Annotated in this window: 24 protein-coding genes; 9 read left to right on the plus strand and 15 right to left on the minus strand. The window is 64.0% G+C overall.

The window, feature by feature from the left end; genetic code table 11:
* Nucleotides 1-7 precede the first annotated feature (7 nt).
* Nucleotides 8-1,087 (plus strand): Gfo/Idh/MocA family protein, encoded by a 1,080-nt coding sequence (locus AC5RTB_RS08090; protein ID WP_494060552.1) that lies wholly within the window; start codon nucleotides 8-10, stop codon nucleotides 1,085-1,087.
* A gap of 4 nt (nucleotides 1,088-1,091) precedes the next feature.
* On the opposite strand, the gene AC5RTB_RS08095 is transcribed toward AC5RTB_RS08090, so the two are convergent.
* A complete protein-coding gene (locus AC5RTB_RS08095) occupies nucleotides 1,092-2,114 on the minus strand; it encodes an N-acetylglucosamine kinase (protein ID WP_494060553.1) in 1,023 nt (340 codons plus the stop codon).
* Nucleotides 2,111-3,382, minus strand: a complete 1,272-nt coding sequence (locus AC5RTB_RS08100; protein WP_494060554.1) for a 6-phospho-beta-glucosidase — start codon at nucleotides 3,380-3,382, stop codon at nucleotides 2,111-2,113. The genes AC5RTB_RS08095 and AC5RTB_RS08100 overlap by 4 nt, the downstream gene beginning before the upstream one ends.
* Before the next feature lie 175 nt (nucleotides 3,383-3,557).
* Between AC5RTB_RS08100 and AC5RTB_RS08105 the strand changes: the two genes are divergently transcribed.
* The 3 genes from AC5RTB_RS08105 (at nucleotide 3,558) to AC5RTB_RS08115 (ending at nucleotide 4,871) form a co-directional block, all read left to right on the plus strand.
* Nucleotides 3,558-3,971, plus strand: a complete 414-nt coding sequence (locus AC5RTB_RS08105; protein ID WP_494060555.1) for a CBS domain-containing protein — start codon at nucleotides 3,558-3,560, stop codon at nucleotides 3,969-3,971.
* Nucleotides 3,972-4,025: 54 nt separating this feature from the next.
* The gene (locus AC5RTB_RS08110) at nucleotides 4,026-4,241 is read left to right on the plus strand and encodes an Rv3202a family protein (protein WP_494060556.1); all 216 of its coding nucleotides are present in this window, start codon (nucleotides 4,026-4,028) and stop codon (nucleotides 4,239-4,241) included.
* 231 nt (nucleotides 4,242-4,472) lie between these two features.
* Complete coding sequence (locus AC5RTB_RS08115; RefSeq protein WP_494060557.1) at nucleotides 4,473-4,871, plus strand: ArsR/SmtB family transcription factor; 399 nt, start codon at nucleotides 4,473-4,475, stop codon at nucleotides 4,869-4,871.
* A gap of 18 nt (nucleotides 4,872-4,889) precedes the next feature.
* Here the strand turns inward: AC5RTB_RS08115 and AC5RTB_RS08120 are convergent, their stop codons facing one another.
* The 3 genes from AC5RTB_RS08120 to AC5RTB_RS08130 all read right to left on the minus strand — a co-directional run bounded on the left by AC5RTB_RS08120 (nucleotide 4,890) and on the right by AC5RTB_RS08130 (nucleotide 6,638).
* Nucleotides 4,890-5,075, minus strand: a complete 186-nt coding sequence (locus AC5RTB_RS08120; protein WP_494060558.1) for a YegP family protein — start codon at nucleotides 5,073-5,075, stop codon at nucleotides 4,890-4,892.
* 127 nt (nucleotides 5,076-5,202) lie between these two features.
* On the minus strand, nucleotides 5,203-5,946 hold the full coding sequence (locus AC5RTB_RS08125) for an alpha/beta hydrolase (protein ID WP_494060559.1): 744 nt from the start codon (nucleotides 5,944-5,946) through the stop codon (nucleotides 5,203-5,205).
* Nucleotides 5,947-5,975: 29 nt separating this feature from the next.
* Entirely contained in the window at nucleotides 5,976-6,638 is a 663-nt protein-coding gene (locus AC5RTB_RS08130; protein WP_494060847.1) for an alpha/beta hydrolase family protein, read from the minus strand.
* A 49-nt stretch (nucleotides 6,639-6,687) separates the two neighbouring features.
* On the opposite strand from AC5RTB_RS08130, the gene AC5RTB_RS08135 reads away from it, so the two are divergent.
* Nucleotides 6,688-7,758, plus strand: a complete 1,071-nt coding sequence (locus AC5RTB_RS08135) for a winged helix DNA-binding domain-containing protein (protein ID WP_494060560.1) — start codon at nucleotides 6,688-6,690, stop codon at nucleotides 7,756-7,758.
* A 10-nt stretch (nucleotides 7,759-7,768) separates the two neighbouring features.
* Here AC5RTB_RS08135 and AC5RTB_RS08140 read toward each other — a convergent pair whose 3' ends face one another.
* The 8 genes from AC5RTB_RS08140 to AC5RTB_RS08175 all read right to left on the minus strand — a co-directional run bounded on the left by AC5RTB_RS08140 (nucleotide 7,769) and on the right by AC5RTB_RS08175 (nucleotide 14,588).
* Nucleotides 7,769-8,107, minus strand: coding sequence for a hypothetical protein (locus tag AC5RTB_RS08140; protein ID WP_494060561.1), 339 nt, complete (start codon nucleotides 8,105-8,107; stop codon nucleotides 7,769-7,771).
* Nucleotides 8,108-8,192: 85 nt separating this feature from the next.
* The gene (locus tag AC5RTB_RS08145; RefSeq protein WP_494060562.1) at nucleotides 8,193-8,348 is read right to left on the minus strand and encodes a hypothetical protein; all 156 of its coding nucleotides are present in this window, start codon (nucleotides 8,346-8,348) and stop codon (nucleotides 8,193-8,195) included.
* Nucleotides 8,345-9,103 (minus strand): hypothetical protein, encoded by a 759-nt coding sequence (locus AC5RTB_RS08150; RefSeq protein ID WP_494060563.1) that lies wholly within the window; start codon nucleotides 9,101-9,103, stop codon nucleotides 8,345-8,347. Before AC5RTB_RS08150 ends, AC5RTB_RS08145 begins: the two co-directional genes overlap by 4 nt.
* On the minus strand, nucleotides 9,100-10,731 hold the full coding sequence (locus AC5RTB_RS08155; protein ID WP_494060564.1) for a RecQ family ATP-dependent DNA helicase: 1,632 nt from the start codon (nucleotides 10,729-10,731) through the stop codon (nucleotides 9,100-9,102). Before AC5RTB_RS08155 ends, AC5RTB_RS08150 begins: the two co-directional genes overlap by 4 nt.
* Nucleotides 10,728-11,477 (minus strand): hypothetical protein, encoded by a 750-nt coding sequence (locus tag AC5RTB_RS08160; RefSeq protein WP_494060565.1) that lies wholly within the window; start codon nucleotides 11,475-11,477, stop codon nucleotides 10,728-10,730. The genes AC5RTB_RS08155 and AC5RTB_RS08160 overlap by 4 nt, the downstream gene beginning before the upstream one ends.
* 3 nt (nucleotides 11,478-11,480) lie before the next feature.
* Nucleotides 11,481-12,815 (minus strand): APC family permease, encoded by a 1,335-nt coding sequence (locus AC5RTB_RS08165; RefSeq protein WP_494060566.1) that lies wholly within the window; start codon nucleotides 12,813-12,815, stop codon nucleotides 11,481-11,483.
* Between the two features lie 52 nt (nucleotides 12,816-12,867).
* Nucleotides 12,868-13,983 (minus strand): AI-2E family transporter, encoded by a 1,116-nt coding sequence (locus AC5RTB_RS08170; protein WP_494060567.1) that lies wholly within the window; start codon nucleotides 13,981-13,983, stop codon nucleotides 12,868-12,870.
* A gap of 125 nt (nucleotides 13,984-14,108) precedes the next feature.
* Nucleotides 14,109-14,588, minus strand: coding sequence for a nucleoside deaminase (locus AC5RTB_RS08175; RefSeq protein WP_494060568.1), 480 nt, complete (start codon nucleotides 14,586-14,588; stop codon nucleotides 14,109-14,111).
* 78 nt (nucleotides 14,589-14,666) lie between these two features.
* On the opposite strand from AC5RTB_RS08175, the gene AC5RTB_RS08180 reads away from it, so the two are divergent.
* Both AC5RTB_RS08180 and AC5RTB_RS08185 read left to right on the plus strand, forming a co-directional pair.
* A complete protein-coding gene (locus AC5RTB_RS08180) occupies nucleotides 14,667-15,422 on the plus strand; it encodes a MerR family transcriptional regulator (RefSeq protein ID WP_494060569.1) in 756 nt (251 codons plus the stop codon).
* 86 nt (nucleotides 15,423-15,508) lie between these two features.
* Nucleotides 15,509-16,582, plus strand: coding sequence for a PLP-dependent cysteine synthase family protein (locus tag AC5RTB_RS08185; protein ID WP_494060570.1), 1,074 nt, complete (start codon nucleotides 15,509-15,511; stop codon nucleotides 16,580-16,582).
* Nucleotides 16,583-16,660: 78 nt separating this feature from the next.
* Here the strand turns inward: AC5RTB_RS08185 and hxlA are convergent, their stop codons facing one another.
* Together hxlA and hxlB are read right to left on the minus strand one after the other, a co-directional pair.
* Nucleotides 16,661-17,284 (minus strand): 3-hexulose-6-phosphate synthase, encoded by a 624-nt coding sequence (gene hxlA, locus AC5RTB_RS08190; protein ID WP_494060571.1) that lies wholly within the window; start codon nucleotides 17,282-17,284, stop codon nucleotides 16,661-16,663.
* A gap of 51 nt (nucleotides 17,285-17,335) precedes the next feature.
* Nucleotides 17,336-17,929, minus strand: a complete 594-nt coding sequence (hxlB, locus tag AC5RTB_RS08195) for a 6-phospho-3-hexuloisomerase (protein ID WP_494060848.1) — start codon at nucleotides 17,927-17,929, stop codon at nucleotides 17,336-17,338.
* Nucleotides 17,930-18,065: 136 nt separating this feature from the next.
* Between hxlB and AC5RTB_RS08200 the strand changes: the two genes are divergently transcribed.
* Both AC5RTB_RS08200 and AC5RTB_RS08205 read left to right on the plus strand, forming a co-directional pair.
* Nucleotides 18,066-19,370, plus strand: coding sequence for a helix-turn-helix transcriptional regulator (locus AC5RTB_RS08200; protein ID WP_494060572.1), 1,305 nt, complete (start codon nucleotides 18,066-18,068; stop codon nucleotides 19,368-19,370).
* 500 nt (nucleotides 19,371-19,870) lie between these two features.
* Nucleotides 19,871-20,701: a DUF1206 domain-containing protein gene (locus AC5RTB_RS08205; protein ID WP_494060573.1), complete on the plus strand. Its 831-nt coding sequence runs from the start codon at nucleotides 19,871-19,873 to the stop codon at nucleotides 20,699-20,701.
* The last annotated feature ends 113 nt before the right edge of the window (nucleotides 20,702-20,814 follow it).

Below are 20,814 nucleotides of genomic sequence, written 5' to 3' on the forward strand. Positions count from 1 at the left end.
GAAGACCATGCGCCAACACCTACTGCCTATTCCGCCGTGCGCCGAACCCGGGGTTGACCCTCTGGCCCCGACCGGGAAGAACCTGCGCTGGGGCGTCGTAGCCCCGGGGCAGATATCCCGCCGGGTCACCGCCGACCTCGCGCTACTCGAGGATTCCGTGCTGCAGGCCGTGAGTTCACGCAGCGAAGCGAACGCTACGGCTTTCGCGGATGAGTTCGGTTTCGTGTCCAGCTACCACGACGCGCACGGCAAAACGGGGTACGAGCGGCTGTTCGCCGACCCGGAGGTGGACGTGGTCTACATCGCGACGCCTCACAGCCAGCACCGTTTGGTAGCGGAGGCAGCGCTCACCGCGGGAAAGCACGTCCTGTGCGAGAAGCCGTTCACTGTGAACGCTGCGGAAGCCCGGACGTTGGCTGAGACTGCGCAGGCCAATGGTGTCTTCCTGATGGAGGCGGTCTGGACCCGTTTCCTTCCGAGCATCAACCGGGCGTGGGACATCATTGCCTCGGGAGAGCTTGGAGAGGTCCAGTGGGTCCAGGCAGATTTGGGTTTCGTTGCCCCCTACGATCGGCGCTCCCGCCTGTGGGACCCGGCCGCAGGCGGTGGCGCGCTGCTGGACCTCGCGGTCTATCCACTGACGTGGGCCTTCGGCGCGTTGGGTTTCCCTGCTGAAGTGGTGGCTCAGGCCACGCTGACTGACGACTGCGTCGATATGCGCAATGCATTGACGCTAACCTACGAAAACGGGGCGCACGCCCAGCTGATCACGTCGATCGTAGCCGCCTGCCCGGGTACTGCAACGGTAAGCGGCAATGCAGGATGGCTGACGGCGTCCACTCCGCAGTGCAACCCTGCGGAGCTCACCATCTCAACGAACGACGGCGGTTCCCGGGTCGAAGCCTTCGGCCAGGTTGGAAGCAATTACGTTTACCAGCTTCGCGAAGTCTCACGGTGCATCCAGGAGGGATTGACCGAAAGCCCCACTATGCCGTGGGCGGACTCGATTGCCACGATGGACCTTCTCGATGACATCCGGAGACAGGTCGGTATCCGGTATGTGAGCGACCAGGTGACGGTTCAGTGACGGCTTAATTGCGACGGTGTTCTTGATCGTCCGGCCGGCGCTTCATCTCGTCCCGCGCGCGTGTCAGCGCGTGGTCAGTCGCTCCCGCTGCTTCCAGCGCGAGCAGGCCCGCTCCCACAATCGGAGGCGCAGTCACGAGATGAATATGGGCCTTGGGTGCTTGCTCTCTCAAGCCCGACCGGATCCGGGAGAGGAGCCGGGTGTCATTCGACGCCAGTACGCCGCCGCCCAGGACCACTGGGACATCGGCATGCAGCAGGTCGAGACGCTCGAGTGCGGTGGCGACCAACACAACGATCTCGTCGGCCTGGCGGTCGATCAATGATGAGGCGACTTCGTCCCCGGCCGCTGAGGCTTTGAAGAGTACTGGAGTCAGGTCAGTTACCGAGCGCATGGATATGCGCTTGAGGTGGATTCCCTCGATGACGTCCCGCACGGTGGCAAGGCCGTAGGCCTCCGGGACCATTTTCTCGAGCAACGTTGTGGGCCCCCGTCCATCTTCCGACCTTGCTGCGTGCCACAGTGCGTGCGCGCCGAGGTCACTGCCCCCGCCCCAGTCTCCCGAGATCATCCCGAGGGCGGGGAATCGTACGGTTCGGCCGTCGGCCCGTACACCGACAGCGTTGATTCCGGTCCCACAGACTACGGCTACAGCGTCGGAGCTATCCGTTCCTGACCTGAGGAGTGCGAACAGGTCATTGTCGACGACGGCGTGCCCTCCACCGACTCCCACTGCCCACGCGTCGTCGGAGATTGCCGAGGAGAACTCCTCAATCTCGACCGGAAGGTCCATGCCGGCAAGATACACACTGGTCTGCAGCAGGGGCCGGCCGCCGGTAGTGCCCAGCGCTTCGGCGGCGAGTCCGCGAATCACCGTCACCGACCGGTCGAGGCCAACGAGCTGTGGGTTCGTTCCACTCCCTCGCGACCGGAAGAGCACCTCGCCCTCGAGCGAGAGGACCACGAGGTCGGTCTTTGATCCACCGCCGTCAATGCCGATAACAACGGGGGCATCAGACTGACTCATCTGGCCCACGCCAGATGGTCCCGGTTGGCAGCGAGCAGGATGTCCGTCAGCTTCTCCGCCTTGTCGAACTGGCCCACTAGGGGATGAGCGAGCATTGCCTTGACGACCCGCTCGCGTCCGCCGTGCAGTGCCGCGTCGAGGGCAAGCCGCTCGTAGGAGGCGACGTGGCTGATCAACCCGACCATCTCCTCAGGCAGTGCTTCGATCGGAGGGACCGTCAACCGGTCGGCTCCTATGATCGCGGGAACTTCGATCACGTGGTCATCGGGCAGGAAGGGGAGGGCGCCGTCGTTGCGAACATTGACGACCTGCTTGTCTCCGCACCCCGAGGCCAGGGATGACATCAGGTCGACGGCAGCTTCGGAATAGAACGCACCACCGCGAAGGGACAGTTCTTCCGGTTTGGCGTCCACGTCCGGGTCGGCGTACTTCCTGAGCAACGCATCTTCGACTTCCATGACGGACTGCGCCCGGGAGGGCTGACCGCGTTGTGACTCAAGCACCGCGTCGTGCGCATAGAAGTACCGAAGATAGTAGGACGGTACGGCACGCTGCATCGCTAACAGGGACGACGGGAGCTGTACTTCCCGGGCCACTTCCTCGAGATGCTCCTCAAGGATCCGGGGGAGGAGGTCCACGGAGTCCTCGCCCGTCATCACGTTGACCCCCAGTTCCCAGGTGAGGTGATTGAGGCCCACGTGGTCCAGGGAAATATTGTCAGGGTCAGCACCAACGAGCGCAGCGAACCTGCGCTGGAAGCCGACGGCCACGTTGCACAGGCCGACCGCCCGGTGGCCCGCCTGGAGGAGGGCGCGGGTGACGATCCCAACGGGGTTTGTGAAGTCAATGATCCAGGCGTTCGGCTTCGCTTTTTGCCGGATGATCTCAGCAATCTCCAGCACCACCGGCACAGTCCTCAGCGCCTTCGCGAAGCCGCCGGGACCGGTCGTCTCCTGGCCGACACAGCAAACCTCATGGGGGAAGGTCTCGTCGCCGTGTCGCGCAGCCTGCCCGCCAACGCGCAACTGCAGGAGGACGACGTCGGCGTCGCTGACGCCCTGCTCGACGCTGGACGTGGTCATGATCCTGCCCGGATGCCCCGCCCTGGAGAAGATTCGCCGGGAAAGGCCGGAAACCAGTTCCAGCCGGGAGGGCTCAGGGTCGACCAGCCAGAGCTCTTCGATGGGCAGCATCTCCCTGAGCCGGGCGAACCCGTCCACCAGCTCCGGCGTGTAGGTTGATCCGCCGCCTATGACAGCTGCTTTCATGGCTTTCCGGCACTCCTTCCGTGGTCTTCCAGGCCCGGTCGCGTCGCGTCTCCAGGCCGTCCCGGCACCTCTTCACAAAGATAGCAAGCTTGCTTATGATCGTAGTCACAGGTTCGTCTCATCGTGCAGGACCTGTTTCATCCGTACATCAATCACGCAGGAAAGGGGACTGATCATGACAACCGCACGCGACATCATGACCGGCGGTGCAGAATGCGTCGGCGAGAACGAAACCCTGGAAGTAGCGGCGCGAAAGATGAAGGACCTGGACGTGGGGTCGCTTCCTATCTGCGGGGAGGATAACCGGCTCAAGGGCATGGTTACCGACCGCGACATAGTGATCAAGTGCCTCGCTGAAGGATCTGATCCACGCGAGGTGAAGGCCGGTGAGCTCGGGCAAGGAAAGCCCGTGACCATCGGTGCCGATGACAGCATTGAGGAGGCCATCAAGACCATGGCCGACCACCAGGTCCGTCGGCTTCCGGTGATTGACGGTCACGATCTGATCGGCATGCTGAGCCAGGGCGACATTGCCCGCAACTACCCCGAAGACAGGGTGGGCGAGCTCGTTGAACTGATCTCCTACTGATCCGCTCCTCTCCTGCAGGGCCGAGGAGGATCTGAACGATGAGGAGGATGAGTGATGAGCACGGAAGGAAATGAGCTGTTCACCGCGAATGACGCTGACCGGCTCGAGCAACAGGCGGAGGTCAGTGAGGAACCCGTTGGGGACGAGTTGGAAGAGCCCGTGACGACGGCAACCCGGGAAGCAAATGAGGCCGACGTCGTGGAGCAGGCGCGTTCGGTATACGGCGACGAGGATTACCCCCGCGGACCCATTGACGAAGAGCCCGTTTAGCCACCGCCCGTCGGCCCGCCCTTGAGGCCGCCCGCGGACGGGGTGGCCTCTGGGGCGGGCCGACGTGCGTCCGTTGCGGCCGACGTCGTACTGCCACGCGGATACCTACCGGTGAGTAACCCCGTGACGGTATGATGAAGTGCTCAACTGCCCCGGCGACCGCCGGAGGCTTTCCAGGAACCGGTTCTCATTCGCTTGTCCGGCCGTTCCACGCACGCGAAGGATGACCCGTTGGAGACTTTTCCGGGAGCGCACAGACCTCTGTACGAGGTGAAGGCGAATCTTTTCAAGGGCATGGCGCATCCGGTGCGCGTGCGGGTCCTGGAAATCCTTTCCGCTTCACCGGATGTTTCGGTGACCGAGCTCATTTCGGACATGAACGTCGAAGCCTCCCGCTTGTCGCAGCACCTCTCCGTCCTGCGGACCCATCACCTCGTGGTGTCGGAGCGGCGTGGCAGCCAGGTCTTCTACAGTCTGGCTTACCCGCGCGTCGCCGAACTGCTTGCCATCGCCAAGATGCTCCTGGGTGAAGTTCTTGAGTCGACGCAGCAGCAGTTGCTCACCCCCGAATGGGCCGCGCAGCGTGCGTCCGAAGTTTCCGGGGAAGCGCAGCTGGCCCCTAGGCCGTAATGCTGGACCTGCCGTTGCTTAGCCGCGGCATTGGTCATTGATGTGGCCGGTGGCGGCGCTCTCGCGGACGGCAGTGATCGCCTTGACTGCCTCCACCTTTCGGCCGTATCCGGCAGAAGTCACTAGGACCCCTCCGTGCTCGTCCATGAGACGGAAGCGATACAACGCATCCGCGTCCCTGAAAATCTCGAAGTTCCCGGGCATATGTTCTCCCCACAAATGCCGGCGCCACATTGCGCCTGAGGACTTTAGGGTTTCATCAATTCGCGAGACTAGCGAAGATTGTGACGCCAGCCTACGTTCGAATGCCCAGTCCGGAGGATCCGAGGCCTCAGTTCGTCCAGCCCTGTCTGGATAGCCACCTGGCACAGAGTGCAGTCCATTCATCCGGGCCGGTTTCACCGTCTGCCAGTCCCAGCCCGTGTCGGCCGTGCGGGAACACGTGGACCTCCGCCGGCACCCCGTGCTGAACCAGGGCGCCCGCGTAGGCGAATGTGTTCTCCACGGGGACGGCATCGTCGTCGGCCGTGTGCCAGAGGAACGCCGGTGGTGTTGCCTCGGTAACGTTCAATTCCGGTGACATTCTTCGAAGCAAGGCCGACGACGGCGACTGGCCGAGCAGATTATCGATGCTTCCCTGGTGGACGGCGTCCGTAAACGACACCACCGGGTAGCACAGGATGGACAGCGCCGGGATGGCAGCGGCGACGTCCAGTTCCGGGTCGTCACAGGAGGTGGCGGTGGAGAGGGTGGCAGCGAGATGCCCTCCGGCGGAGAACCCGAGCACTCCCACCCGCCCGGTATCTACAGCGACGCCGTGATCGCCGCCCCGGATCCAGAGCATCGCCTCCTTGGCGTCGCTCAGCGGTGCCGGATGCTGGTGTGGCGCAACCCGGTACCGGAGCACGAAGGCGTGCAGGCCAAGGCCGGCCAGCCATTCCGCGACCGGTTCGGCCTCGTGGGGCGACGTCTTGCCGTAGCCTCCTCCGGGCAGAACCAGCACGGCCGGGCGTGGGGTGCCGGCACCGTCGGCGGCAGGGATGACAGTCAGGTTTGAGGGAGCAGGACTCGGCATATATTCACCGTACCCATCCGCCGCCTTGCCTATGCATTGCGTGAAATATACGACGTCACCGGAGGCGCGAGGGACGCGCCGATCTCGTGCGAGCTCCGCTTGGCGCCTTTGATCGCGAAGGAGTGGTCGGCGTCGGGCACTGACTGGAGGGTTGCCCGCCTTCCGAGTTTCGCGACGACTGCGTCCAGGAGATCCTTTTGCGCGAACGGGTCATTGCACCCCTGGAGGAACAGCATCGGAGCGTCGACGGCGTCCAGGTGGGCGTCGCGGATCTTTTCCGGTTTACCCGGCGGATGCAGCGGGTACCCGAGGAAGACGAGGCCGGCGGTGCTCATCCCTTCCGCGACAGCCATGGACGCCATGCGCCCGCCGAACGATTTTCCACACGCCCACACGGGTTTGCCGTCGGAACGCTCCTGCGCCTCTTCCATGACCCGGCGCCAGACCGCGATGGCCTTCGGAGGGCGGTCCGGGAAACGTTTGCCCTGGTCCATGTAGGGGAAGTTGAACCTGAGCGTCGCAAAGCCGGACTCGTTCATCGCATCGCTGAAACCGACGAGGAAGGGGTGGTCCATTCCCGCGCCGGCGCCGTGGGCGATGGCAACCGTCGCCGCAGGGTCATCCGGGGAACTGTACGCGCAGGTGAAGTCGGCGTCGTCAGCGTGCAGGGTGAAACGCTCGAAGAAAACCATCTGCCCATCATGCCGTAGGTTCTCCTCCGGCTCGACGCATACTGTAGCCATGGGAATGCCAATCACCCGGGATCACCTGTTGAAGCTCCGGCTCGCCACTCATTTCCCGATGAACGACGACGGACCCGAGGGTGTGGCAAATGTCGTTCGCACGATGCTCGCGGTTCAGGCGCAGGAATTTGGTCAGGCGCTGTGGGCGCTCGGCTTGCGGGCCCCGGGAGCAACCCGGGACGACATTCTTGCCGTCCTGGATAGCGCGGATGTGGTGCGCTCCTATCCCGTCCGAGGCACGCTGCATTTCGTGCGCCCGTCTGACCTCCGCTGGATGCTGGGATTGACTGCGGGCCGGATGATCAAGTCTGCAGCACGGCGGCTGGGCGAGTTGGGGCTGGATCAGCGGACACTCGGTCAGGCCCGTGACGTGGCGGGGGAGGTGCTGGCTGGCGGAATGGCACTGAACCGCGACGACTTTCTGGAGGCGTTGAACCGTGCCGGCGTCTCCACCCTTGGCCAGCGGGGATACCACATCATCTGGTACCTCGCGCATACGGAGCTGGTGTGCTGGGGGCCGCCGGACGGGGCGCAGCAGGCTCTCGTGCTGCTTGACGAGTGGGCGCCGGGGGAGAATGATCCGGATCGGGAAGAGGCCCTTCGGTGGTTCGTTCTCGGCTACTTCACGGGGCATGGTCCGGCAACCCTGCAGGACTTCGTTTGGTGGTCGAAGCTTACGGTCGCCGACGCCAGGGTTGGACTGGCGCTCGCCCGCAGCGAGCTCACCGAGTATGTCCACGACGGGGTCAGCTACTGGGCTCCGTCTGCGGCAGCTGACCGGAGACCGGAAGCTGCTGAAGGGCTGCTCCTCCCCGGATATGACGAATACATCCTCGGTTACCAGGACAGGTCATTGACGCTCCCCGGTGAGTATGCGTCGCGCATCATGCTGGCCAAGAACGGGGTCTTCAAGCCCTCGCTCGTGCTGGACGGCCGGGCAGTGGGAACGTGGCGGAGGAGCCCGCGTGAACGTTCGGCAACAATCACGCCGTTCCCGGAATCGGAAGTCACCGACCCTCATGCTTTCGACGGCGCCATCCGGGCTTACGAACGGTTCCTTGCTTCCTAAACGATCATCCTCAGCCTGATCCGAGGTTGGTGACCCGCACCAGACGCCAACCGTCCCAGCGCGGATCACTGCAGATGTCGAACACGAGGACGGGCGACGCCGGCCCGGTCTGTGCCTGGAACCGCCAGTACTGCATGGTCATGATGCTGCCCTGCCCCATGACGCCCGCGGGATCCGGCTCCCACCAGCTCCGGGAACTTGTCCAGTGCATGGGCTCGCCCAGTACCTGCCAGATGCTTGCCCTCCAGCGAAGCGCCAGTGGCTCTCCCCGCGAAGTGAAGCGTACGTCTGCCTCCTCATTGAGCGACCGCGAGCCTGGTTGAACCTCATCTAGGTGCTCCGCCGTCATACCCTTCACCTTCCGCAGTGCCGGGTTTAAAGCTAGAACATATTTTCGATTAAGTCACCTTGTATGTGTTCGATGGAGTACCGGCTCAGCCTTCCTGCTCGCGTCGGTTCAACTCCAGGTTGACCTCCTCGAGCCGTGCCTCGGTTTCCGGCTCCGGGAGCCCTTCCGCGTACTCGGCCTCAAGCTCCCGGTGAATTCGGCTGTTGAGGACTTCCACCTCGACGTCTTGCAGGACGGTCAAGTCTTCCGGGAACGGTTCTTCCGGAGAAAGCTTGTGGTTCGTTTCCATGGGTCACTTTCGGGCTCATCGGATTTCTCTCCGAAGTGTATCCATGCTCTTGATTTTTGTGCGAGGGCGTAGGACGGAACCCGCAGCGCCCGCGTCCATCCATACGTACCCAGACCGGCAGGAGGACGTCCCACGGGGTCGAACCGTATCGCTTGCTCCTGATTGCTACTGACCCTCAACCGCAGGGTGCCGACGCGGGTCCACGGCCCGCGCAGACGGCTGTAAAACAGGCCCCACTGAAGCTCCTCTCCGTACCTGCGAAGCTCCGACAGCGTCTTCAACTCGCGCCCGGGACCTTCGCGGCGCATAGCCAGCAGCACGGGACCTTCGGTCCCCTCGAACGGCATGAGCGTGGTGAACGGTCCGTCGACGACCGACCGCCGTGGCAGGATCACGAATCGACCGGGTATCCCGCGCCCGGTCGTGGAGAGCAGCACGTCCGCGTCGCCGACGCGTAAAGCCAGGCCGACGACGTCGGGCACGCTATCCGGCAGGCCCGCCGAGCGGGATATCCGCGCGAGCACCTGCTCGTCACCCGCGCTGTCCAGCCATTCTTCGCCGCTGAAGACCCGGTTGTGGGTGAGGGTACCTTCCAGCATCACGCCGTTGCGGTGAATGGGCCGCCCGGGCCGAAAAACCAGCAGGACAGCAAACACGGCCTTCAGCGCCTGTCCGCCGGCGCGTGCCAGCGAGGACACCACGTTCACGATCCCACCTCTTTCAGTAGCTTCTTCTCCTCCACCAGGGGGACGGACAGTGACTTGTACCCGTGCTCCTCGAACAGCACGGTGACGACGTCGTTCTCGTACCCCATCACCACGCCTCGACCCCATTCGCCGTGCCGCACTGCGCTCTGCAGGGCGAAGGGGTGGTTGTCGCCGTCGTCGTTGTTTCCGGCCGACCGGCCGGAGTCGCAGTTGTCGCAGGCATCGCAGAGGCCGTCCCGTTCCTCACCGAAGTAACCGAGCAGAAACTTCCGCCGGCACCCCCGGTGCTCGGCGTACTGCCGTGCCATGTCCAGGCGAGAGCGGTCCACTTCCTGCCGCCGCATCCGATGCTCGACGACGTCGGCCACCATCTGATCAGCATCGTCGGCCGCAGCCCGGTATTTCCCGGCCCGCTCGCGGACCGCTCCCACCTCAAGGAGCTGGTTCAGGAGTCCGGACAGTTTCCGCTGCGTCAGCCCGGTCGCCTCCCGGATGCCCGCAGCGTCGAGCGCGGTGTCGGCTGACCTCAGGGCGGCAAGCAACTCGCGAAGGCTGTCCTCCTGCACGTTCTTGGCCGCGAAGAACCGGCGGATCCCAAGATCTTCGGCGCGATAGTGCAGCACCACGCCGGCAGGTTCACCGTCCCGGCCGGCGCGCCCGACCTCCTGGTAGTAGCTGTCGAGCGAATCGGGGATGTCTGCGTGGACCACGAACCGCACGTCGGGCTTGTCGATGCCCATTCCAAACGCCGTGGTCGCCACCATGACGTCCAGTTCGCCGGCGTGGAACGCCTCGTGCAGGACGGTCCGCTCTGATTTCCCGCGGCCCGAGTGGTAAGCGTCAGCGCGCAGTCCCGCCTCCCGCAAATCCTGCGCGTACTCCTCCGTCTGCTTGCGGGTGGCGGTGTACAGCAGCCCCTGCCCTGCCAGGGAAGTCACCTGCTCAAGAACGGCGCGTTTCTTGTCCCGCTCGGACTCGTGCTGCCGGACGCTGAGGTGCAGGTTCGGCCGGTCGAAGCCTTCGGCGACGACGACGGCGTCCTTCAGTTTCAGCCGCTCGATGATTTCCTGCCGCACGGGGGGAGAGGCTGTTGCCGTCAGTGCGATGACCGGGCGCTTCAGCCGCTTCACGAGCGAGCCGAGCTGGAGGTAGTCAGGGCGGAAGTCGTGACCCCATGCCGAGACGCAGTGCGCCTCGTCGATCACGAGGAAGGACACGTCGAGGGCCTTGAGCCGCTCGGCTACCTCCTGCCGCGCCAGCTGTTCGGGTGCGAGAAAGAGGAACTTGGCCCGGCGTTCTTCGTCGACGTCTCCCGCGGCCGCCCAGGCTTCATCGATCTCAGCGTCGGTGGCGGTGGAGTTCAAGATATAGGCGCGAACCTCGCCGAGCGCCTCATTGATGGCCTCCACCTGGTCACGTTGGAGGGCAATCAGCGGAGAAACCACGACGGCGACACCCGGGACAGCCATGGCCGCCACCTGATAGATGGCCGACTTCCCATAACCGGTGGGGAGTACGCAGAGGAGGTTCCTGCGGTCGTCGGCCGCATGCAGAGCCTTGCGCTGTCCGGGGAGGAGGGAGTCCCAGCCGAAGAGCTCCCGTGCGGTGGCCTCGAGTTTCGGGTTCATTCAGCGGCCGCCGTGAGGAGGGCAAGCAGGATGGAGCACAGCGCCATGCCGGCGAGGAACCAGGGGAAGCTGGATCCGCGGTCTGACGGGAGTTCCTCCCTGAAGACGTTCAGCAGGACGGCACCACCCAACAGCGCGGTGAGGATGGCCACGACAACCGTGCTGGTCGGTGCGAACACGAACGACAGGAACCAGCCGAGGAGGAGGGCGCCGGCGAGGACCACCCGACCGCTGGAGTCGAAGCGTCGTGGGTAGTGCTCCTCGAGGTGCCGGTCCGTGAGCACGAAGTGCAGGCCCATGGCGACGGCAAACAGGACTGCGAAGAGGTAACCCGTTTCCACGCGCAGGGCCATCGTGTAGGTGATGAGGGTGTTGTAGAACGCAAACGCTCCGAGGTGAACCCAGTAGGCCGCTGCCGAATCGGGGCGCTTGCGCGTCCGCCGGAAGGTTGCCAGACGGTCCAGCCCGTAGAAGATGGTGAAGCCGGTAAGGGCTACGACGAAGATGCCCAGATCGAAGAGCGGGGTGACCTCAATGGTGTCCTCGAGGAGCTCACCGATTGCCTCGTTGCCCTCGGCGATTTCCGGGAGCAGGTGAAGGAAGACGTAGGCAACCGCCAGTCCTCCCGCAAACGAGCCGGTCACGTTTTCCGGGACGAGCGGCAGCTTGCGAATGTGCGGCGCGGCGAGGTGCAGCGCCGCCAGCACCAGCGCGATGACAAGCGAACCGATCAACGCCATCCCCACGGGCTAGCTCCTTTCCGCGGACCCGTCCCGTTTGCTGCGCTTGGCCACCACCGTGCTGATGAAATACAGCACGATGCCGATGCCCACCAGGATGGCCGCCCGGAGCCAGATCTCTGCCGACTGTTGGGTGAGCAGCAGGACGCAGGATGCCACTCCTAACGCCGGAATGACTGCGGGGACGCGGAAGTGTCGATGCTCCACCCGGTCGCGGCGAAGTACCAGTACAGCAAGGTTCGTGCTGATGAACACGAACAGGAGCAGCAGCACTACGGTCTCAGCCAGCGACGCAAGATCTCCAGTGAGGGTGAGGATCATGGCGAGCGCTGTCGTCACAATTATGGCCACCCACGGAGTGCGGCGGTTGGGTAGAACCCTGCCGAGGACCGACGGGAGAAGGCCCTCTTCGGCCATACCGAAGGTAAGCCGGCTCGCCATGATCATGGTCAGCAGTGCGCCATTCGCGACCGCGACGAGTGCGATCAGACTGAACAGCCACGGTGGGATCCCGAATCCGGTGGCAGTGACGACATCGAGCAGGGGCGCAGTGGAACCGGCGAGTTCATCGGCGGGCAGGGCGGCGGCCGACACGAGCCCGATCAGCAGGTAGACGGCGCCCGCGGTGGCGAGGGCTCCGAACAGAGCTTTCGGGTAGACGCGGGCCGGGTTTCTGACTTCCTCGGCCACGTTGGCCGAGACCTCAAAGCCCACGAAGGAGTAGTAGGCAATGAGGGATGCTCCGAGGACGGCAACGGCTGGATTGGCGCCGGCGGGGAACTGGGAAATCTGGCCCGGATTTCCTCCGCCCTGACCCAGGAAGACCGCAACCAGCACGATTACCAGTACAAGACCGGACACCTCGACGACGGTCATCACTACGTTGGAGCGCACTGATTCCTTGATGCCACGGGCGTTGAGCAGGGCAAGCAATGTCAGAAATGCTACGGCCGCCCAAGTGGGCGGTACGGAGATGAACGCAGAAAGGTAATCGCCGGTGAATGCGAGAGCCAGCCCGGCAGCGCTGGTCACTCCCGCGGCGAGCATGCAGAATCCCACGAGGAACGAGATGAACGGTTTCTTGTAGGCCCGCTGCGCGAAGACAGCCGCGCCGCCCGCCTTGGGGTATTTGGTTACCAACTCTGCGTATGACCCGGCGGTCAGCAACGCCAGCGCTAGCGCCACGATCAGCGGCACCCAGATTGCGCCGCCGACCTCCGCCGCGATCACCCCCACCAGAGCGTAAATGCCCGCGCCGAGCACATCGCCCAGGATGAACAGGTAAAGCAGCTTGCCGGAGATGCCTTGGCGGAGCTTTGAGGGGACCGCAGTCTCAGTGGTCATCTTCCGCATCCTACTCGTTAGTAAGCCTACTGATATTTGGTGTTTGGGAGGGTCAGGTCGGCTCGGATCCCGCGGGCGGGAGGTCCGGATTCAAGGGTTCCATCCGCGGGTCCTCCGCGGTCCACACCTGCAGGATTGCCCAGGTCACCGCTGCTATCGGAACAGAGAGCACGGCGCCGATGATGCCCGCGAGGATGGTGCCGGCGGTCAGCGCCAGCAGGATCACCAGTGCGTGAAGGCTCAGCGACTTGCCCATCACGATCGGCTGCAGCAGGTCGCCTTCCAGTTGGTTGACGGCGACGACGACACCAACCACGATGAGCGCGACAATCGGCCCGTTGGCCACAAGTGCAACAAGGGCAGCGAGGATGCCTGCGATGGTGGCGCCCACCAGAGGGATGAATGCGCCAATGAAAACGATCATGGCAAGCGGCAAAGCGAGCGGTACACCGAGAACGAGAAGCGCGATGCCGATCGCCACGGTATCCACCAGGGCGACAATCGCCGTACCGCGGACGTAACCGCCGAGGACCTCGAGGGTGCGGGTGCCTGCGCGGCGCAGCTTCTGGTCGCGCTCGCCTTTGAAGGGCCGAAGGAAGAACTCCCAGATCTTCTTGCCGTCTTTCAGGAAGAAGAAGAGGATCACGGCCGTCAGGGTGGCGCCTGCGAGGAACTCGGCCACCAGGGAGACGCCCGAGATCGCACCCGACCGGAACTGGGGGCTCGTCACGAAGTCGATCAGGGCTGTCCGGGCCTGGTCGAGCTGCTCCGGGGCGATGGGGAATGGTCCGCTGGTGAGGAACGCCTGCAGTTCATCGAGGCCTTCATTGGCGGCCGTGATCAGCTCATCGGCCTGGCTTCGGACCGACACCACGATGATGGTGATAACGGCGGAGAGCGCGATCAGCAGGGCAAGGAAGGCGATCGCTGTGGCGAGCGCGCCGGGAACTCCGCGCCGACGCAGGAGGTTCACGAACGGCCCGATGGCTGCCGCGAGGATGAGCGCGATGATGATCGGGATGACGAGCAGGCGGATCTGGAGCAGGCCGTAGATGGCCACGACCGCGAGAGTGAGTATCAGCAGGATCTGCGCGGCCCGGGAGCCGGTCCGGCCAAGCCCGTCTGACCAGGCGCTCGGTCGAACGCTGTGCAGGTGGGATCCGGCCATGTGTCTTCCCTTCCCGGGGGGTGATTCGGTATGCGCTGACATAAATGCTAAGCATACTGTGTATTTTTTCCGGGGTGGGTGTGGGCCTGCCTGCGGCGATGGCTGCCGGGCGGTCTGCTAACGCCTCAGTAATCGATGCGGTCGGCCAGCTTCGCCCAGGCGCGGAATGGATTCGTACTCGCTGAATCGGGGAGCTCGACCTGCCGAACCTGCATTGACCGTTCCTCCACGGGCTTGGCGAAGAACTCGTAGAACACGGCGTCGTCGAATCCCGCACGTGCCGCGTCGTGCCGGTCCGCGGCGAAGACGATGTCATCCACGCGGGCCCACAGTGCGGCCGCCAGGCACAGTGGGCAGGGCTCGCAGCTGGTGTAGAGGGTGCACCCGGTCAGGTCGAAGGTCTGCAACGACGAACACGCGTTCCGAATCGCCATGACTTCGGCATGGGCAGTCGGGTCATTGTTCGCGGTCACCCTGTTGGTGCCCTCGAAAGTGTGCCCATCATCTGTGGCGATGAGGGCGCCGAACGGGCCGCCGCCGTCGTGCACGTTGCGGGTAGCAAGGTCGATGGCGCGGGTGAGGAACTGCTCCTCCACAGTGCTCATGCAGGAACCCTACACCCGGCGGTTGACCTTGACGCAGCGTCAACCTATACCCTGAAAGAGATGGTCAGGGAGGTGCGCATGGACAGGTCGATTCAGGACATAGCGCGGCTTGCGGGAACCACGAGCCGCACCCTGCGGCACTACGACCGCATGGGCCTGTTGCCTCCGTCCCGGGTGGGCAGCAACGGCTACCGCTACTACGACGACGGCGCACTGGTACGGCTGCAGCGGATCCTCCTGCTCCGCGAGCTTGGCCTCGGGCTTCCGGCCATCGCGGAGGTCCTGGACAGGGAAGCGGAACCAGCGCGTGCCCTGCGGAAGCACCTCGAGTTGCTGCAGCACGAGCAGGAACGGCTGGCGCGGCAGATCGCGTCGGTCTCGCTCACCATCGAACAACTGGAAGGAGGTGGAGAACTGATGGCAGAGAACATGTTCGACGGATTCGACCATACGCAGTACAAGGACGAGGTCGAGGAACGGTGGGGCGCCGAGGCCTACGCCACCGGAGACCGCTGGTGGGCCGGCATGAGCGACGTCGAGCGCACCGAGTGGAAGGCCCGGACGACGCAGCTGGGGGCTGACTGGACCGCCGCTGCAGGGCAAGGCATCACAGCTGACAGCGACGCGGCGCAGGACTTGGCGCGGCGGCACTATGAGTGGCTCTCCGGTGTCCCCGGACTGCCGTCGTCGGGCGGGCGGCTCGTGAAGGAATACTTCGTCGGGCTCGGTGACATGTACGTCGACGATGACCGTTTCGCGGCGAACTACGGCGGTCGGCAGGGTGCGGAATTTGTGCGCGACGCGATGAAGGTCTTCGCTGACCGCAACCTCTAGAGAACGGACGACGACGGCGGCACCTGCGTGGCGCCGTCGTCGTTCTGCCGTGGTTCTTCATCAGGGCGGGTCCGTAAGGTGCAGGTATGACAATTTCCGCTGGGGCCGACCGCGCCTGGTCCGATGAGGCGATTCGACGCATCGAGGCCGAGGGCAACCGGTCCGCTGACACTCACCTGCTCGCGCTGCCCGTGCCGGAAAACTGGGGCATCGACGTCTACCTCAAGGACGAGTCGACGCACCGGACCGGCAGCCTGAAGCACCGCCTTGCCCGCTCGCTGTTCCTCTTTGGGCTGGTCAACGGCTGGATCCGGGAGGGCGCCACCATTGTCGAGGCGTCGAGCGGGTCCACCGCGGTATCGGAGGCGTACTTCGCCCAGCTGCTCGGGCTGCCCTTCGTCGCAGTGATGACCCGCTCCACCAGTCCCGAGAAGATTGCCCTCATCGAGCAGTACGGCGGGACCTGCCACTTCGTTGACCATGCCTCCGAGGTGTACGACGACGCCGAACGCATTGCGGCCGAAACCGGCGGACACTACATGGACCAGTTCACCTACGCGGAGCGCGCCACTGACTGGCGCGGAAACAACAACATCGCCGAATCCATCTTCCGCCAGATGGAACACGAGCGGTTCGCCATTCCCGAGTGGGTGGTGGTCGGCGCGGGAACCGGCGGAACCAGCGCCACCATCGGCCGGTACCTCCGATACAACCGGTATCCCACCCGGCTTGCCGTCGTGGACCCGGAGAACTCGGCCTTCTATCCCACCTGGGCAGGGGGAGTCGCGGCCGTGGGCAAGCCGTCCCGCATCGAGGGCATCGGGCGACCGAGGCCTGAGCCGAGCTTCGTCCCGTCGGTCATCGACGCGATGATTCAGGTGCCCGACGCTGCGTCCGTCGCGGCCTCCCGGCACCTGCATTCACTCACCGGGATCGAGGCCGGACCCTCGACCGGGACCAATCTGTGGGGAGTGTGGCAGTTGGTCGCGCAGCTGAAAGCGGCCGGCCGGACAGGAAGTATCGTCTCCCTGCTATGCGACTCGGGCGAGCGTTATGCCTGTTCCTACAACGACGACGCCTGGCTCGCCGAGCGCGGACTGGATCCTGCTCCGGCGTTCGCCGTACTGGAGGAGTTCTTCGAGACGGGGGAGTTTGCGTAACTGGTTCCTGTAAGACAAAAGCGATCCCCCGACCGAGTGGCCGGGGGATCGCTAATGGTAGCTCTGAAGCAGAGCAGGCTAGCGGATGGCTGCCTTGAGTTCCTTGGCGGCCAGCTCAGGGTCGGCTGCGCTGTAGATTGCGCTGCCGGCGACGGCTACGTCGGCTCCGGCAAGCTGCACGGCCTCGATGGTCGAGGCGTTGACGCCGCCGGCCACGGAGAACGGAACCCGTGCGGTTTCGCCGGCGTTCAGCAGGCTCTGGAGGTTGAAGCCCGGCTGGGCCTGCTCGTCCAGTCCAGCGTGGAACTCGACGAACTTGGCACCGAGTGCACGTGCTTCCTTGGCCCGTGTGACCTTGTCGGCAACGCCGATCAGGTCTACGACGATGCCCTTGCTGTGTGCCTGGGCAGCCTTGACTGCACCGGCGATGGTGGAGTCATCTGCAGAGCCGAGAATGGAAACGAGGTCGGCGCCAGCCTTGAAAGCGATATCCGCTTCGAGCTCACCGGCATCCATGGTCTTCATGTCGGCGAAGACAATCTTGCTGGGGTGGGCTTCCTTGATGGCCGTAACGGCGGAAAGGCCCGCAGCCTTGATCAGCGGCGTACCGAGCTCGATGATGTCGACGTGCTCGGCAACCTTGCCGGCCAGTTCGAGGGCATCCTCAACGGTGAGGAGATCGAGCGCAACTTGGAGTTTCATATAGTATTTCTTCTTTCTTAGGGGTGATTTGTATAGGAATAGCGGAGAGGCTTACTCGAGGTTCGCGTGCCTCAACCACAGCTGTTCAGCGGACTCGTCAGTGTTTTCCCAGAGGCCCTGGAAAACTGCTTCGGTGGCAATGAAGAGTGCCTGTTCGAAGAGGCTGCCGGAGTACTGCCGGGAAATGTTGGATCCGTGATCTGTCTTTTGTGCAGCGGGAATGACCACCAGCGCATCAGCCAGTTCGCCCACAGGGGACTGCGGGCGCGTCGTCAGAGCTGCGACTTTCGCCCCGGCCCTGACTGCTGTCTCGGCAGCCTTGACCACGCCCGACGTCGTCCCGGAGCCGGAAGCGACCACCAAAAGGTCCCCGGCACGGATCGCGGGAGTAGTGGTGTCACCGGCAACATGAACGGTCAATCCGAGGTGCATCAGTCTCATGGCGGCCATACGCAGCACCAGCCCGCTTCTGCCGGCTCCGGCAAGGAACACGCGGTCGGCTTCGCGGATTCTGTCCGCCAGGACCGCCAACTGCGTCGGATCGATACCTGAAACCGTTTCTTCAATTTCCTGTTGGATGAGAGACAGGTTCAGAGCTAGTTCGGTGCTGCCAGGACTCACCAACTGCAGGTCAACATCTTTCACGACGTGCACGAGGACTCCTCAATGGGGTAATGCTTTCGTTGTCCCTTCCAGCATGGCCCACTCTTCGGGCGGGCAAAACGCTGTTTTATGACGGTTATGGCCACCCTTTTGGGTAGGGACTGCGTACCCTGTATGGATGGCAACACAGATCAACGCCTTGACGGAGCGGCTTGCGGAGGACCACTGGCGGCTTCTGGGTGCCGTAGAAGAATTGACGGGGGCACCGCTGAACCGCATTGCCGAATACCTTCACAGTGCGTCAGCTTCGTTCTACAAGAGCAGTGCGCTCATCATCTTCACGGAGGACTGTACGGGGCGGCCCCAGAAGAAATCGGGCGCGGATGACATCGTCAGTCGGGTGTCGATCCCGGAGCTGGATCGCCTGCGCGCAGCCCTGCCGGGGGAAGAACCGTGGCGAACCACGGCCCTCATCGGGGGCCGCGAGCGTGCAGTGCTCACTATGACCTACCCACCCAGTAACGCACTTCTGGTGCTCACGGACCCGAAACCTGTTCCCGGTGCCGGGCACCAGGACGAGGTAATGCGACTTCTGACGTACCTTTGGCGACTGGTCGCCCGCAGGATTCAGGAGAAGGTCTCGGATGCGCCGCCGGCGTATCTCGTGGAGTCCCGCGCAGCATCAGCCGAGCGGGTCCGGGTCACTGCCGAGCTGGTGGATCAGCACTCCACCACACTCGAGACGGTCCTCGCCGCGTTGCGTTCCACTTCTATGGATGACCGCGCGGCCCGAGCTTTCGCGACTGACGTTTCGGTCAAGGCGCTGGTGGACCTGCGCACGCTGAATGATCGAACCAATGACCTCGTCGAGGAGCCCGTCGCCACGGCGTTCGAGCGGCTCCGGGAGGATCTGCGGCCGTTGATGAAGTTGAGCAATATCGATATTCAATTCATTGAGCCGCCGGCCAACGGTCGGGCTCTGCCCGGGGAGGTGGCCCACGCTGCCAGGGCGGTGGTGCGCGGGCTGGTGCTGGCGATCGCTGAGCAGGCGGACGTGCACCGCGTTCGCGCACAGTGGGACTGCGATGGGGAGAACCTGCTCATCAACGTCCGTGATGACGGCCGTGGCGAGCTCGCATCTGATGCATCCAGCATCGGGAGAATGCAGCAGCGGGTACAGGCCATGGATGGGTCCATGGTGGTGGACGTCATGCGCGGTTGGGGAGCCGACATCTCCGTGAAGCTGCCGTTGGACCTCCCAGCCGCCCGTATGGGGGATGTAGCCAGCTGGGCTTTGGCGGCACGGGAACTGGAAGTCCTGCAGCTCCTGGCAGCAGGTCAGCGAAACCGGGCCATTGCGACAGCACTGAGCATCAGCGAGAATACCGTGAAGTTCCATATCCGGAACCTCTTCCGAAAGCTCAATGTGCGGTCCCGCGCCGAAGCGACCGCTTTGGCGCACAGCGCGGGAATCCGGGGGTGATCATGTGGACCAGTTGCTGAGGGTCCAAGACTTCGGCGTTTCCAGTGACGGCTTTGGAGCCGGCGAGAATCAGAGCCTGGAACCGCCCTTCGGCCATGCAGATCCGCAAGCGATCTTCGCACGGGCGGGCGCTACGGCAAGCTGGCCGAACCGCACCGACTCCGGCGGAACCCGGGGCCTGGACGATTACTTCACGCGGGACTTTAAGAACATCATCGGCGCTGGGCGGTGGGGCCAGCACCATCCGCAAGTTCCTTGACGCGGATCTGGTGGACACCCTGCATGTGGCCGTTTCGCCGGTGGAGCTGGGATCAGGATCGCGCCTGTGGGACTCCCCGGAGGAGTGCTTGACTGATTCCACCTCGAGAAGGTTCCCAGTCCGAGCGGCGTGGTGCACCACCTGTTCTGGCGGCGCTGAGCGGGGAGCGGTGCGGGGTTCCGCCCACGGGAGTCGCCCGCAGTTGTACCCTGAAATTCTCAGGAAAAAGCAGGAGTGGTGAATGTCAACGGATGAAAACTCTCTGGCACGGGAGGCGGCGGATGTTGCGGAGGAGGTGTCGGACCACAAGGCGCTTGACGTCGTAGCCCGCTTCGGATTCGCCGTTCTCGCCGTCGTCCACATCCTCATCGGCATCATCGCCCTGCAGATCGCATTCGGTGGAAACGGCGAGGCTGAACCGACTGGAGCCCTGGAACGCCTGGCAGGCGGAACACTCGGTCCGTGGACCATGTGGGCCTGCGCTATCGGCTGTCTTGGGCTTGCCGCCTGGCAGTTCAGCGAAGCGACCCTGCGGGCCCGGCACCTCTCCACCGGGGAACGGATATCCAAGACAATCTCCTCCGGGTCGCTGAGCATTATCTACGGCAGCATGGCCTTCACATTCGCACGGTTCGCCTTCGGCGGGGAATCCGATTCCAGTGAATCCACCCGTGATTTCACCGCTTCGATGATGGGCTCGGGCTTCGGCGTCTTCGTGATTCTGGCGGTAGGCGGGACCATTCTCGGGATCGGCGTCTACTTCGTTTTCAAGGGGATCCTGCGCAAGTTCCGGCCCGAACTTCGGCACTTCGAGGACACGCGCCGCGGCGCGTTCATCGAAGTCCTGGGGGTCATCGGTCACGTTGCGAAAGGGCTTGCCCTCATTCTCGTGGGCCTGCTGTTCGGTGCCGCAGTAGTCACTCATGACCCCGCCCGATCCACAGGTCTGGACGGCAGCCTGAAGGCGCTGACCGAGCACCCGTTCGGAATGCCGGTACTTGTCGCCATCGCTGTGGGCCTGATCTGCTACGGTGCCTTCGCGCTGGTGCGCTCGCAGTTTGGGCGGATGTAGAACCCCTCACACCGACCCGGCCCAACCCAACGGGCGAAAAACCCTTGCCAAAGTTTTTACATCGTTGTAAATTTGTGTCTCAGGTCACTTCCATCGATGTAAAAGCCGAGCAG

The sequence above is a fragment of the Arthrobacter sp. M71 S08 genome (genome assembly GCF_059089725.1).

Bases quoted from the DNA above. Each gene is read 5' to 3' on its own strand.
- AC5RTB_RS08090 (WP_494060552.1), top strand. From the start codon at position 8: ATGCGCCAACACCTACTGCCTATTCCGCCGTGCGCCGAACCCGGGGTT.
- AC5RTB_RS08095 (WP_494060553.1), bottom strand. From the start codon at position 2,114: ATGAGTCAGTCTGATGCCCCCGTTGTTATCGGCATTGACGGCGGTGGA.
- AC5RTB_RS08100 (WP_494060554.1), bottom strand. From the start codon at position 3,382: ATGAAAGCAGCTGTCATAGGCGGCGGATCAACCTACACGCCGGAGCTG.
- AC5RTB_RS08105 (WP_494060555.1), top strand. From the start codon at position 3,558: ATGACAACCGCACGCGACATCATGACCGGCGGTGCAGAATGCGTCGGC.
- AC5RTB_RS08110 (WP_494060556.1), top strand. From the start codon at position 4,026: ATGAGCACGGAAGGAAATGAGCTGTTCACCGCGAATGACGCTGACCGG.
- AC5RTB_RS08120 (WP_494060558.1), bottom strand. From the start codon at position 5,075: ATGCCCGGGAACTTCGAGATTTTCAGGGACGCGGATGCGTTGTATCGC.
- AC5RTB_RS08125 (WP_494060559.1), bottom strand. From the start codon at position 5,946: ATGCCGAGTCCTGCTCCCTCAAACCTGACTGTCATCCCTGCCGCCGAC.
- AC5RTB_RS08130 (WP_494060847.1), bottom strand. From the start codon at position 6,638: ATGGTTTTCTTCGAGCGTTTCACCCTGCACGCTGACGACGCCGACTTC.
- AC5RTB_RS08135 (WP_494060560.1), top strand. From the start codon at position 6,688: ATGGGAATGCCAATCACCCGGGATCACCTGTTGAAGCTCCGGCTCGCC.
- AC5RTB_RS08140 (WP_494060561.1), bottom strand. From the start codon at position 8,107: ATGACGGCGGAGCACCTAGATGAGGTTCAACCAGGCTCGCGGTCGCTC.
- AC5RTB_RS08155 (WP_494060564.1), bottom strand. From the start codon at position 10,731: ATGAACCCGAAACTCGAGGCCACCGCACGGGAGCTCTTCGGCTGGGAC.
- AC5RTB_RS08165 (WP_494060566.1), bottom strand. From the start codon at position 12,815: ATGACCACTGAGACTGCGGTCCCCTCAAAGCTCCGCCAAGGCATCTCC.
- AC5RTB_RS08170 (WP_494060567.1), bottom strand. From the start codon at position 13,983: ATGGCCGGATCCCACCTGCACAGCGTTCGACCGAGCGCCTGGTCAGAC.
- AC5RTB_RS08175 (WP_494060568.1), bottom strand. From the start codon at position 14,588: ATGAGCACTGTGGAGGAGCAGTTCCTCACCCGCGCCATCGACCTTGCT.
- AC5RTB_RS08180 (WP_494060569.1), top strand. From the start codon at position 14,667: ATGGACAGGTCGATTCAGGACATAGCGCGGCTTGCGGGAACCACGAGC.
- AC5RTB_RS08185 (WP_494060570.1), top strand. From the start codon at position 15,509: ATGACAATTTCCGCTGGGGCCGACCGCGCCTGGTCCGATGAGGCGATT.
- hxlA (WP_494060571.1), bottom strand. From the start codon at position 17,284: ATGAAACTCCAAGTTGCGCTCGATCTCCTCACCGTTGAGGATGCCCTC.
- AC5RTB_RS08200 (WP_494060572.1), top strand. From the start codon at position 18,066: ATGGCAACACAGATCAACGCCTTGACGGAGCGGCTTGCGGAGGACCAC.
- AC5RTB_RS08205 (WP_494060573.1), top strand. From the start codon at position 19,871: ATGTCAACGGATGAAAACTCTCTGGCACGGGAGGCGGCGGATGTTGCG.